At 65.3% G+C, this 10789-nt stretch carries 15 protein-coding genes and 1 pseudogene; 12 read left to right on the plus strand and 4 right to left on the minus strand.

Annotation, left to right across the window (positions count from 1 at the left end; all coding sequences use genetic code 11):
• Window positions 1-289: 289 nt before the first annotated feature.
• From ACFY2B_RS45630 to ACFY2B_RS45640, 3 genes and pseudogenes are all read left to right on the plus strand, one after another.
• The gene (locus ACFY2B_RS45630; protein ID WP_390768963.1) at window positions 290-853 is read left to right on the plus strand and encodes a DinB family protein; all 564 of its coding nucleotides are present in this window, start codon (window positions 290-292) and stop codon (window positions 851-853) included.
• A gap of 150 nt (window positions 854-1003) precedes the next feature.
• On the plus strand, window positions 1004-1384 hold the full coding sequence (locus ACFY2B_RS45635) for an antibiotic biosynthesis monooxygenase family protein (RefSeq protein ID WP_390768964.1): 381 nt from the start codon (window positions 1004-1006) through the stop codon (window positions 1382-1384).
• 435 nt (window positions 1385-1819) lie between these two features.
• Window positions 1820-3312, plus strand: a pseudogene (locus ACFY2B_RS45640) (NF041680 family putative transposase).
• Here ACFY2B_RS45640 and ACFY2B_RS45645 read toward each other — a convergent pair.
• Window positions 3297-3506: a hypothetical protein gene (locus ACFY2B_RS45645; RefSeq protein ID WP_390768965.1), complete on the minus strand. Its 210-nt coding sequence runs from the start codon at window positions 3504-3506 to the stop codon at window positions 3297-3299. The pseudogene ACFY2B_RS45640 and the gene ACFY2B_RS45645 overlap by 16 nt on opposite strands.
• Window positions 3507-3593: 87 nt before the next feature.
• On the opposite strand from ACFY2B_RS45645, the gene ACFY2B_RS45650 reads away from it, so the two are divergent.
• From ACFY2B_RS45650 to ACFY2B_RS45660, 3 genes are all read left to right on the plus strand, one after another.
• Complete coding sequence (locus tag ACFY2B_RS45650; protein WP_390768966.1) at window positions 3594-3800, plus strand: LysR family transcriptional regulator; 207 nt, start codon at window positions 3594-3596, stop codon at window positions 3798-3800.
• A 60-nt stretch (window positions 3801-3860) separates the two neighbouring features.
• Window positions 3861-4121, plus strand: a complete 261-nt coding sequence (locus ACFY2B_RS45655; protein ID WP_390768977.1) for a LysR substrate-binding domain-containing protein — start codon at window positions 3861-3863, stop codon at window positions 4119-4121.
• Window positions 4122-4366: 245 nt separating this feature from the next.
• A complete protein-coding gene (locus ACFY2B_RS45660) occupies window positions 4367-5368 on the plus strand; it encodes an AraC family transcriptional regulator (RefSeq protein ID WP_390768967.1) in 1002 nt (333 codons plus the stop codon).
• A gap of 112 nt (window positions 5369-5480) precedes the next feature.
• On the opposite strand, the gene ACFY2B_RS45665 is transcribed toward ACFY2B_RS45660, so the two are convergent.
• A complete protein-coding gene (locus ACFY2B_RS45665) occupies window positions 5481-5879 on the minus strand; it encodes a hypothetical protein (RefSeq protein WP_390768968.1) in 399 nt (132 codons plus the stop codon).
• 441 nt (window positions 5880-6320) lie between these two features.
• Here ACFY2B_RS45665 and ACFY2B_RS45670 point away from each other — a divergent pair, with 441 nt between their 5' ends.
• The 3 genes from ACFY2B_RS45670 to ACFY2B_RS45680 are packed head-to-tail and all read left to right on the plus strand — an operon-like array spanning window position 6321 to window position 8450.
• Window positions 6321-7109, plus strand: a complete 789-nt coding sequence (locus tag ACFY2B_RS45670) for a hypothetical protein (RefSeq protein ID WP_390768969.1) — start codon at window positions 6321-6323, stop codon at window positions 7107-7109.
• Between the two features lie 43 nt (window positions 7110-7152).
• A complete protein-coding gene (locus tag ACFY2B_RS45675) occupies window positions 7153-7950 on the plus strand; it encodes a thymidylate synthase (RefSeq protein ID WP_390768970.1) in 798 nt (265 codons plus the stop codon).
• Window positions 7947-8450, plus strand: coding sequence for a dihydrofolate reductase (locus ACFY2B_RS45680; RefSeq protein ID WP_390768971.1), 504 nt, complete (start codon window positions 7947-7949; stop codon window positions 8448-8450). The genes ACFY2B_RS45675 and ACFY2B_RS45680 overlap by 4 nt, the downstream gene beginning before the upstream one ends.
• A 3-nt stretch (window positions 8451-8453) precedes the next feature.
• On the opposite strand, the gene ACFY2B_RS45685 is transcribed toward ACFY2B_RS45680, so the two are convergent.
• Window positions 8454-8669, minus strand: coding sequence for a Tn3 family transposase (locus ACFY2B_RS45685; protein WP_390768972.1), 216 nt, complete (start codon window positions 8667-8669; stop codon window positions 8454-8456).
• 15 nt (window positions 8670-8684) lie between these two features.
• Between ACFY2B_RS45685 and ACFY2B_RS45690 the strand changes: the two genes are divergently transcribed.
• Window positions 8685-8894 carry a hypothetical protein gene (locus ACFY2B_RS45690; RefSeq protein WP_390768973.1) on the plus strand — a complete coding sequence of 70 codons (210 nt, stop codon included), beginning with the start codon at window positions 8685-8687 and terminating at the stop codon, window positions 8892-8894.
• A gap of 81 nt (window positions 8895-8975) precedes the next feature.
• On the opposite strand, the gene ACFY2B_RS45695 is transcribed toward ACFY2B_RS45690, so the two are convergent.
• Window positions 8976-9419 (minus strand): hypothetical protein, encoded by a 444-nt coding sequence (locus ACFY2B_RS45695; protein WP_390768974.1) that lies wholly within the window; start codon window positions 9417-9419, stop codon window positions 8976-8978.
• Window positions 9420-9997: 578 nt separating this feature from the next.
• Here ACFY2B_RS45695 and ACFY2B_RS45700 point away from each other — a divergent pair.
• Window positions 9998-10552, plus strand: a complete 555-nt coding sequence (locus tag ACFY2B_RS45700; RefSeq protein WP_390768975.1) for a recombinase family protein — start codon at window positions 9998-10000, stop codon at window positions 10550-10552.
• Window position 10553: 1 nt separating this feature from the next.
• Window positions 10554-10712, plus strand: a complete 159-nt coding sequence (locus ACFY2B_RS45705; RefSeq protein WP_390768976.1) for a hypothetical protein — start codon at window positions 10554-10556, stop codon at window positions 10710-10712.
• Window positions 10713-10789 lie beyond the last annotated feature (77 nt).

Consider the following 10789-nt stretch of genomic DNA (forward strand, 5'->3'; position numbering starts at 1 on the left):
CGCCTCCGTACATCTGCCGACGTCGCAAGGTTCCTCGCTTCCGACCCCACCCAAACCAAGATCAAAAAGACGAGTTAAAGATCTGCACGCCCTAAGAGGTCACCGGGACCCAAAGCCCGCCCAATCCTCGCACCACCACGACGACTTCATCAGCACAGCCGGCAACATGGAGGCCGGTGTCCTGTTGCCCAGGAAACCCAGGTCGCGCTGCCGGACGGCATAGCCGGAGTCGTCCCGCGTCCACCACCAGGCCGGCACGCTCTGCTCGACGGGTCTGTAGTGTGCGGCAATGACAAGAAGCGAGCGGCTCGCGGAGCAGTTGGACTGGTACTGGCGCAAGAACCTGCGGCCACGGCTGGACGGTCTTACCGACGAGGAGTACTTCTGGGAGCCGGTGCGCGGCTGCTGGAGCATCCGCCCACGTGGCACGTCGGCCGCACCTATGTCGGCAGGTTCGGGGAAGTGGACGATGGACTCCGCGTCCCCTGACCCGGTGCCGGCACCGGTGACCACGATTGCCTGGCGGCTGGCGCACATCATCGTCTCGTGCCTGGGCTATCGGGTCGGATGGCACTTCGGCGGCCAGGACGTCGACTCCCAGACATTCGCCTACGCGGGGACCGCTGACGAGGCGCTAAAACAGCTCGATGAGATGTATGGGAGATGGAACGCGGGGGTCCGCGAGCTCTCGGACGCCGACCTGGAGAATCCGCCCACGGTGGGGCCCGAGCGGCGTCCCATGGAGGGCATCGTCCTGCACGTCAACAGGGAGCTCATCCATCACGGCGCCGAGATTTCCCTGCTGCGCGACCTCTACCGCTGGCAGGACGGAGCCGTACCGCACCGAATATGACTTTCGGTAACCGGCGATCATGCTTCGGAACTTACGTGGACTCCGTGACGCTCCATGGCTGCTGCCGCCGAGAGGGGACCACGACATCTCCGTGTCCTACTCCTCGATCAACATCTATTTCCGTACCCGCCACGTCCGTACAGTGGCGCCATGAGCAATCACTCCGAAGCGCCTGTCACGCCCGTCGAGGCTTATGAACCCCCCTACTACGTGGCTGTCTTCACTACAGTGCGAACTCAGGACGAGAGCGGCTACAGCGAGACCAACGCACGCATGGAAGACCTCGTGAAGGACATCCCCGGCTACCTGGGGATGGACCACGCACAAACTCCTGGCGGGCTGGGCATCACCGTCAGCTACTTCCGCGACGCCGACGCCCTCACGGAGTGGCGGAGCAACGCCGAGCACCGCGCGGCGCAGGAGCGCGGGCGAGCCGAGTGGTACCAGAACTACACGCTGCACGTGGCGAAAGTGGAGCGCAGCCACGGGTTCATGCGGGCGAAGGTCCCGCAGAGCCCGACAGCAGGCTGACCAACCGAAGTCACCTCAGCGACCGGGGCCTTCCCCCTGCCAACCGGGCAGCACATTGCAATGGACGTGCTGCCATGATCTGCTCGCGGTCGGCCCCCGGCACCAGGAACTGGTGAAGATACTCACGATGACCCACCATGATCGCTTGCCATCCAACTCAGTCGATGCAGGTTAGCGCGAGCCGAGCGACTGACTTCGCTGTCAAAGGACACCCCCGCCACCCAGACCCCGCCGTTCGAATTCTGAGCTGGGCAAACGCCCAGACACCACGGGTGGACATGTCATGCTTAGCTCAGAAACAGGCACTTAACTTGTCGTTTATGGTCTGCCGTCGAACGAGAATCGAACTTGGTCGGCGTTTCCCCAGTGCATCGGACGTGTGAGGGGCCGTGGTCCGATCCTGTGCTCAGCGACAACAGCACGGAGGCCGGGATCGTGGGACTGGTCGAGCACAGGGTTCAACGAGACGCGTTCGCGATGATGACGGAGTTCCGGTCGGAGCTGCACGAATGCTTGGTCTCCAGAAGCGACGCCCTGTTCGAGCTGTGCGACGCGCTGCTGTGCACCGACGGGCCGGTCCGCACGCTCGTGGATCTGGCCCTCGCGCCTGAGCACCGGAGGGGCCACGGTGCCCTGTACTCCGGGATCAACCAGGGCCGAATCGATGTTGCCCGGCTACGGCGGGCACTGGCTGGCGTTCCACTACCCCGGGCTGGCGATGGCCGGCTGGTGTTGGCCGCGGACGTCTACCCACGGCTGCGGCCGGACGCCGACACCTCGTCGGACCGTTCCTTCTGCCACACCTTCGGCCGATGCCTGGGCAAGCACCAGATGGTGCCCGGCCGGCCGTACTCGATCATCGCCGCTCTGGAGACCGGGCGGACTTCGTGGACCGCGCTGTTGGACGCCATCCGGTTGGAGCCCGGCGCCGATGTGGCCGCGGTCACCGCCGTACAGGTCCGCGACGTCGTCGGACGCCTGGTGGACGCCGGGCAGTGGCGGGTGGGCGACCCGTGCATCCTGGTCGTGCTGGACGCAGGCTACGATGCGCCCCGCATCGCCCACCTCCTCGCCGACCACCCCGTGGAGGTTCTGGGGCGGCTCCGCTCGGACCGGGTGATGCGCAAGCCCGCGCCGGTGCCGTGGATCTGCCCGCCACAGGGTGGCCGCCCGCCCAAGCACGGCCGCGAGTTCGTCTTCGGCGACCCGACCACGTGGGGCAGGGCCACCGCGGTCACCGTCACCAACACCGACAGGTACGGGGCGGCGACCGCGCAAGGCTGGGACCGGCTCCACCCACGACTGACTCGCCGAGCCGCATGGCTCGACCACGAGGGCCCGTTGCCGATCATCGAAGGCACCGTGATTCGGTTGACGGTCGAGAAGCTGCCCAGCGGTGGAGTGAACAAGCCCGTCTGGCTCTGGTGGTCCGGCACCGACGCCACCCCGCAAGACATCGACCGGTGCTGGCAGTCCTTCCTGCGTCGCTTCGACCTGGAACACACCTTCCGGCTGCTCAAGCAGACCCTCGGATGGACCCGGCCGCGGCTGCGGGCCTCCGACGCGGCCGACCGATGGACCTGGCTCGTCCTGGCCGCACACGCCCAACTCCGCCTCGCCCGCCCCCTCGCACGAGACCTCCGCCGACCGTGGGAACGCCCGGCGGAACCAAACAAACTCACCCCGCCCGCGTCCGACGCGGGTTCAGAAACCTACGCGCGAAGACCGGCACCCCAGCCAGTGCACCGAAGCCAACCCGCCCCGGCCCCGGACGCTCGCCCGGCTCGAAGAACCGACGGCCCGCCGCCCGCTACGAGGTGGGACTCGTCCTCGCCACGGGCGAGGCATACAGCCGGCCCACCCACCACAAGAAAGGGACAAAGCCCCGACGCAAAACCGACGCTGACCGCGATCAGAGCAAGGCATAGGCTGCTCGGTAGTCGACGCGCCCCTGGGGTCCCCAGCCGATAACGCCGATCCGCCCGATGCCGTCGAATGCCTGATCCAGCAGCGGGAAGAGGTGACGGCCCCCTCGCAGGATCGTCTCCGTGCCGCCGGGAACGTCCATTGTCTCGGGGGTGAAGACCGCGGAGGTGAAAGTGTTGGTGGGTGTGGATGTCATGACTGACTTGTATTTCCACGTGGGGAGACGTAGCAAGCGCAAAAAGTGCACCGGGCCGTTGCGGTCGGTGAAAGGCTATGGTGGAGCGTGCTTGGTGACCATCGCGACGTACGGCTCTTCCTCCATTTGACCCAGACGCTGAACTTCGGCCGCACCAGTTCGGAGTGCCATGTCAGTCCGGCCACTCTGACGAGGGCCATGCAGCGCCTGGAGGCGGAGCTGGGGCGGCCTCTGTTCGACCGGACTCCGCACGGGGTCACCTTGACGGTCGAGAACAACCGGTTCCGCGTCTAAGCCCTTGAGGCGCTTGACCGGTGGCAGGAGTACCGGCAGGGCCACGACAAGCCATCGGGCCTGGCAGGCCAACTCGCGGTGTTCGCCACCGTGACCGCCTGCCAGGCACTGCTGCCCGCTCTGCTATCGCCGTTCCGCGCCGCGCATCCGCAGGTCCGGATCGATCTGCGTACCGGCGACGCTGCCGCGGCCCTCGCCAGACTGGACGAGGGCGACGTAGACGTGGCAGTGGCCGGTGTCCCGGCCCGGCTGCCAGAGGCTCCCACTGTCGACATTCGGGGCCCGTATACCAGGAATCCCGTGGCTGGCGGGCAGGTATAGTTCCCGGTCCACCAGCGCCCGGCCTCTGACGGAGGCGGGCGAGTGCCGTTTCCCGTCGAGGTGGTGGAGGACCGGCAGCGGGAGGCGCTGCCGGTGCAGTGCCGCGGGGAACGGATCAAGCCGCCCGGCCGTATCGCCCGGATCATCTCCGCTGCTTCACCTCGATGTGCGTTGTGCGCCCCCCGTTGGTGTCTGTCAGAGCGGGGTATCTCCGTGGTAGCTGTCAGTACACAAGGAAGGAGGGAATGCTGATGCTGGTCGAGTCGGTGTACCGGAGTGAGGATGTGCCGATTGCGGACAGGTTCGACTGCTGGCGTACGCTCGTTGGCCAGACGCACGCGCCAGTGGAACTGGTCAGCGACTACCGGGAGGATTTTCGTGTCTTCCAGCGCACGTTGAGCCTTGGTGCTGTATCGGTGTGGCCGGCGTCGTTCCAACCGGTACTCTTTCGGCGTACCCCTCAGCTGGTCCGGGAGTCGGACCCCGAGGGGCTGCACCTCACGCTCCCGCTCAAGGGGACACTGCACGTCAGCAGGGAACAGGGTGACGCATCATATGGCCCCTACAGCCTGAACGTACTCAAAACGTCTCACCCGTTCGAGATCCGTTCCATCGAAGGTTCCGATGGCCTACACACAGGAGTAGGGCTGGAAGTACCCGCAGCGCTGCTCCCAGTTCGGGGCCGTCAACTCGACCGGCTGACTGGACTGCGATTGCCGACGGGGGAAGGATTTGGCGCCCTGCTGGCGCAGTTGCTCACTCAGCTGGCGAACGGAACCCATGCGTACCAGCCTGCCGACGGACCCCGTTTGGGGACGGTCGTGGTGGACCTGCTGTCCGCACTGTTCGCTCACGCTCTCGACGCCGACACCCTTCTCCCCCCGGAAACTCACCAGCAGACCCTCGTCTTACGCATCCGAGCCTTCGTCCGAGAGCACCTGCATGATCCGCAACTGACGCCGCCCGCCATCGCCGCCGCACACCACATCTCCATCAGCTACCTGCACCGGCTCTTCCAACACGAAGAGGAAACGGTCGCGGCCTGGATCCGTCGGCAGCGCCTGGAACGAGCCTGTCACGACCTCGCCGACCCGGCTCAGCGCACCATACCCATCCACGCCATCGCCGCCCGCTGGGGCTTTCCCCGCGCCGCCGATTTCACCCGCGCCTTCCGCAGCGCCTACGGCATGCCCCCCAAGGACTACCGCAACCAGAGTTCACAGCATTGCCGGGCAGACAGCTGTTGATCAGCTCTGGGCCACCAGGTAATCCACTTTGGGAACTGAGACATTTTTCGGTGGCGAGTCGTAGGTTCCGGGGCGGCGAACTTCCCGGCAGAAACTCTCTGACCTGCTCGAATTAATCGTAATACTGGACGCTCATCATCTCTGCATCTTCGGTACCGATGAAGAATTCCGCACGATGATTACTTCCGTCAACCCAGCGGCCGATGTCGCGGAACGTCCAGCAGCCCGGACCTGTCGCATATGCCACCAGATCCCAGTCGTGGCCCTCGTCAGCCTCGTAGAGGTCGTAGCTATCACCCGGTACGGTGGCAGCGGTGTAAATGCACGCTTTGAAGTCGCCGCCGGCGGATTCCACTGCAGCAGTTCGATATGTGCTGTCGTAGTAGACATGGTAGCGGCCCAGGTCGTCCCACTCACCCGGGCCGGCCTGGGCAGGCTGCGCGACGGATAGTGAGAGCGCGGCCGCTAGCGCCGTGACGACTGACGCCATAAATCGATTGTGCTGCTTCATCTGTTCCCCCTGCCTAACCGCGAACATGCCGCACTCCGCAGTTTATGTCTGGGTTGAATTCTTCTCTATCCTTTCGGAGTGTCCTGCCTTCTGTCCATAGCAATGCGTGGACAGCTACTTAGCATGGCGTCTACAGTCGAGTGTCCAGTCCCGATAAAACCGTTGAAGTTCCACTCAGCCCGAGGCGGTGGTGTACGCGGAATCAGTGACATGGATGCATGCACGAGCGTGCCAGCCCTTCGGGTAATGCTTGGGGCTGGACTCGGCGTGAGGGTCAGCGGTAGCAGCGGGCTTCGAGGCTGACTATCGAGCTTCTGCCGCCTGATGGCTCGTCAGAGTGGTGCCACAGTAAATGCCGGATTTACTGCGGCCGCGCCAGGGAGGCAGGGCGGGCATGATGATCGGACCAGTGACCGAACTCGGGGCAAGGGGCGCGCTCGGGTGGTGCCCCTGTCCGCTCCTCCCGCGTCGTACGCCGCGGCGGTCGAGCGATACCTCACAGGCGCGGGCATCGCGAAGTCCTCCGCGCGGAACTACCTGATCTCGCTGACGACGTGGGGATGGATGTTCGCCGGCGAGCCCGCGCCGACCGGCCCGGCCCGCCGGGGCGCGAAGCCGCCGGTCTTCCAGGTGGCCACGCTCGACGACCCGGTGCTGCCGGAGGTACTGGCCGAACTGGCCACCGCTCGGGCGGACGAGATGGACGGCGACACCGTCAATCGGGAGCTGTCCATCGCCCGCAGCGGAGCGATGGAGTGGATCCACTGGCAGTCCGGCACCGCCCAGCTACTGCCCCGCCTCATCGCCCGCCGCACCTGCGGCCCGCTGTTCCGGACTGGCCGCAGGGCCCCGGCCGGGACACCGTCGCTGGACGTATGCGAGGAGACCGGCCGGGCTCGGCTTTCCTACCGGCGGGCTGAGGAGATCTTCGAGGAGAACACCCGGCTGCTGGCCAACCTGCTCGCCTCCCCGAGGACACCGAGGACACCGAGGACCTGGACGGCTGGACCCTGCACCGGCTGCGGCACTCCGCGCTCACGCACGACGCCGAGGGCGGCACCTCCACCCCGATGCTGCTGGCCCGCTCCCGGCACGCCTCCGTCCGCTCCTTGGAGAGGTACGCCCGCCCTGGCGTTGACGCCGTCGCCCGGCATGTCGCTGAACGCGACTCTGCAGCCCGCCGCCAGCGCTGAGCCTCACGCCGGTACCCCGGCGTACGGGGAGACATGACCGTCGAGTGCGTGCCTGTTGGCGGTCGGTAGACTCAGCTGCCGTGGCGGACACCCAGTATGAAGACCTGTTGCGGCTGGTACTTACCTCCGGGACGGCCAAAGCCGACCGGACGGGCACCGGAACCCGAAGTGTCTTCGGGCACCAACTGCGCTACGACCTCTCGCTGGGGTTCCCGCTGATCACCACCAAAAAGGTGCATCTCAGGTCCATCGTGTACGAACTGCTGTGGTTCCTGCGAGGTGACTCGAACGTCGGCTGGCTGCATGAGCACGGCATCACCATCTGGGACGAATGGGCCGACTCGAACGGCGAGCTGGGTCCGGTTTACGGCGTACAGTGGCGTTCTTGGCCCGCTCCGGATGGCAGGCACATCGACCAGGTCAGCGAGGTTCTCGATACTTTGCGCCGGGATCCAGACTCCCGCCGGATGGTCGTCTCTACCTGGAACGTTGCTGAGCTGGGCAAGATGGCTCTCGCGCCGTGTCACGCCTTCTTCCAGTTCTACGTCTCCGACGGCAAGCTCTCCTGTCAGCTGTACCAGCGCAGCGCAGACCTCTTTCTCGGTGTCCCGTTCAACATCGCCAGCTATGCCCTCCTCACGCACATGGTGGCGCAGCAGGTCGGCCTCGAACTGGGTGACTTCATCTGGACTGGAGGCGACTGCCACGTCTATGACAATCACGTCGAGCAGGTGGCCGAGCAGCTCTCGCGCACCCCGTTTGAATTCCCCCGGCTGCGTCTGCGTCAAGCCGACTCGCTTTTCGCATACGCCTACTCCGATGTGGAAGTACTCGACTACGAACACCATCCGGCCATCAAAGCCCCGGTCGCGGTGTGAACATCGGGCTGATCTGGGCACAGACCCTTGATGGCGTGATCGGTGCGGGCAATGCGATTCCGTGGCGCCTGCCCGAGGACATGGCACATTTTAAGGCAACCACCCTCGGTCATCCCGTGGTGATGGGGCGCAAGACATGGGATTCGCTGCCTCCGCGATTCCGCCCGCTGTCCGGCAGGCGCAACATCGTGGTGACTCGTGATCCGCAGTGGGTGGCCGGCGGTGCCGAACGCGCCGGGTCTGTCGCCCAGGCTCTGGAACTTGCAGCCGAGCCGTTGGAACGAGCTGCCCCGGCTACGGCATGGGTGATCGGCGGCGGGGAAATTTACCGGGCTGCCCTGGGGTACGCCACAACGCTCTCGGTGACTGAGGTCGACTGGACGGTGGACGGCGACACCTACGCGCCGGTACCGGGCCCGACGTGGAGAGTCACTGAGGACAGAGGCTGGCAGTCTTCCGTGTCCGGACTGCGCTACCGCATCCGCAGGTACACCCGGTGACACTCACGACCCCGGGGCGGCGGCTGTCTCATCCTGCGCCATGCGAGAGTTGGGCACCGTAGCCGCCCCGATACCCAGGTCCAGTTCAAGGCGGCTGTTCGTGTCCAGCTCGAACCGGCCGTAGGGGTTCACGTGGGTCCAGAAAAGCGGTGACAGTGCCCGCCGGTCCGCGTCCGTGAGGGCGTCGGCCCACTTCGGATCGGTAAGGGCCTGCTGCATCAGCAGCGTGTTGACGTGAACACGCTGCTGCGCCAGCAGGTCCTGGCCGGGCCGAAGTGGGCGAAGAAGCTGAGCGCCGAGGACCGGCGCGGCCTGACCGCGCTGTTCCGGTCGAACATCAACCCGTACGACACCTTCCGCCCGAACATGGACAAGCGGCTCGACCTGGTTTCGGCCGCCGACTGGGCATCAGTAGCTGTGTCAGAACTGAGGGCCCTTCACTGATCAGTTTGGGCTCAACCGGACCGGCGAGGGACCGCCCGGCCTGCGTCCGGACAGCCCCTCAGCGGGAACCGCGTCAGCCTTCTAGGCGTTGTTGTTGATCCACGGTGCGTCGCTGATGTCGCTGGGAGTGCAGGAGGTGTTCAGAAGGTCGCGACGGCAGGTCTGGAAGCGAACCCTGCTGCCTTGGCCTTCGTAGTAGTTGGTGCTGGAGGACTCGTAGTAGTCCTTGTTGCACACACCCCAGTTGGGGGCACCCAGGTTGTTGTTGCACCAGCCGTGTCGGTACGGCTGCCAGACGGCGTTCGCGCCCCTGAGCCAGTTCTCCCAGTAGATGAAGGTCTGGTTCCCTTCCGCGAGGGAGTCCTGGATGCTCCACTTGTCGCCGTACCTGGTGAAGCAGCCTTTGGCGGTCTTGTCGTACGAGAGCGATTTGGGGTTCCAGACGAAGACTTCCGAGCAGGACTCACCCGCCGATTCATAGGAGAGCGTGGACATCTGATCTTCGAACGGTTTCTCGAAGTCCACGGCGAGGGCCTGGCCCTGTCCCGCTATGAGAACGGTGAAGATGACTGCAATCGCTGCGACTACTGAACGGATGCGCATCTGTCTCCTCGGAGATCACGCGGACGAATGGAGAAGCTTCCGGTGGCTGCCAGGGAAAACCGCGGTTCGCCTGGCGACGCCGTACCAGGCCGATGACTTCACCTTGGTTTCAGCTTGGTTCCTCGTGGGATCGAGCTTGCCGACATGGTCCGCGCCGGAGCAACAGTTTGCGATGTCCCGGACAACCGTTGCCTGTCCGACCTGGTCAGCGGCTCGTCCCGGACACTGTCCGGTTCGCTGGGCGTGACGCCCAGGGCCTCGCGCACCGGTTCTGACACAGTTCCTCAGCCCGTCCAGGGCTCACGGCGACACCGTGCACATCGGCGCCGGCCTCTACCGCAAAGGGCTGCTCCGCCCCGCCGCCGATCGTCAAGAAACGTTCGTTTTCTGAAGATCACCGAAGAGGGTCCGCGCACCCCCGCAGGGCCTTCAAAAAACCCTTCAAAAACCTAGGTCATTCAAGAACCCCGGACCACCGTCTTCTGACATGGCCCGAGGTCATGAGCGACCTCCCGGAGCCGTCCGGCCACCCCGAACTCCTCGTCGCCGAACCGCTCGTCCGTACCGAGATCAAGATCAGGTACGCGCGTTTGTCCACCGGCGGGCAGAAGCTCGAACGGCAGATCGACGCCCTCACCGCTGCCGGGTGCCGGGTGCCGGGTGCCGGGTGCCGGGTGCCGGGTGCCGGGTGCCGGAAGATCTTTTCCGACAAGAAGTCCGGCAAGACCGACCTGCGCACGGAACTGAAGGCGTGCCACGCCGTCCTCAACACTGACGACACCCCCGTCGTCCCGAGCCTGGACCGCTACGGCCGCAGCCTCCAGGACCTCATCAACATGGTCGCCGCACTCCGCAGGCGTGAGATCGGCTTAACCTCAAGGCCGTCCGCGACCTACTGCCCGACCCCGGCCGCTCCATCACCTCGATCGTCAAGTTGCTTGGGGTCTCCCCGGGCACGCTCTACAACCACATTCCCGACCTCCAGGAACTGCGGATGGGAACCGTGCCCCACCAGCTTCGAAGCAACACTCGTCCCTGAAGCGAAAGGGCAGTGACATGGCTCTGGTCATGACTGATGAGTACGCAGCCCTCGTCGTAGGGGTGGACATCGCTCTGCTGGTCGTTGGGACCGTTGAGATTCTCGGTCTCCTCAAAGCGGCGTCTGCAGGTGCCAGGACACTTGTGGAACGCGAGGATCCTGAGTTCCACAGTTGAGAGTGCTGTCTAGGGCACGGAAATGCGGGTTGATCTGCGGAAACGCTTGTGAGCACGCCGGGATGGCGTGTCACTAG

The organism is Streptomyces sp. NPDC001270, assembly GCF_042896695.1.
Taxonomy (GTDB): domain Bacteria; phylum Actinomycetota; class Actinomycetes; order Streptomycetales; family Streptomycetaceae; genus Streptomyces.

Coding starts and splice junctions, on each gene's coding strand:
- ACFY2B_RS45630 (WP_390768963.1), top strand. CDS start 290: ATGACAAGAAGCGAGCGGCTCGCGGAGCAGTTGGACTGGTACTGGCGC.
- ACFY2B_RS45635 (WP_390768964.1), top strand. CDS start 1,004: ATGAGCAATCACTCCGAAGCGCCTGTCACGCCCGTCGAGGCTTATGAA.
- ACFY2B_RS45645 (WP_390768965.1), bottom strand. CDS start 3,506: ATGACATCCACACCCACCAACACTTTCACCTCCGCGGTCTTCACCCCC.
- ACFY2B_RS45660 (WP_390768967.1), top strand. CDS start 4,367: ATGCTGATGCTGGTCGAGTCGGTGTACCGGAGTGAGGATGTGCCGATT.
- ACFY2B_RS45665 (WP_390768968.1), bottom strand. CDS start 5,879: ATGAAGCAGCACAATCGATTTATGGCGTCAGTCGTCACGGCGCTAGCG.
- ACFY2B_RS45685 (WP_390768972.1), bottom strand. CDS start 8,669: ATGCAGCAGGCCCTTACCGATCCGAAGTGGGCCGACGCCCTCACGGAC.
- ACFY2B_RS45700 (WP_390768975.1), top strand. CDS start 9,998: ATGAGCGACCTCCCGGAGCCGTCCGGCCACCCCGAACTCCTCGTCGCC.
- ACFY2B_RS45705 (WP_390768976.1), top strand. CDS start 10,554: ATGGCTCTGGTCATGACTGATGAGTACGCAGCCCTCGTCGTAGGGGTG.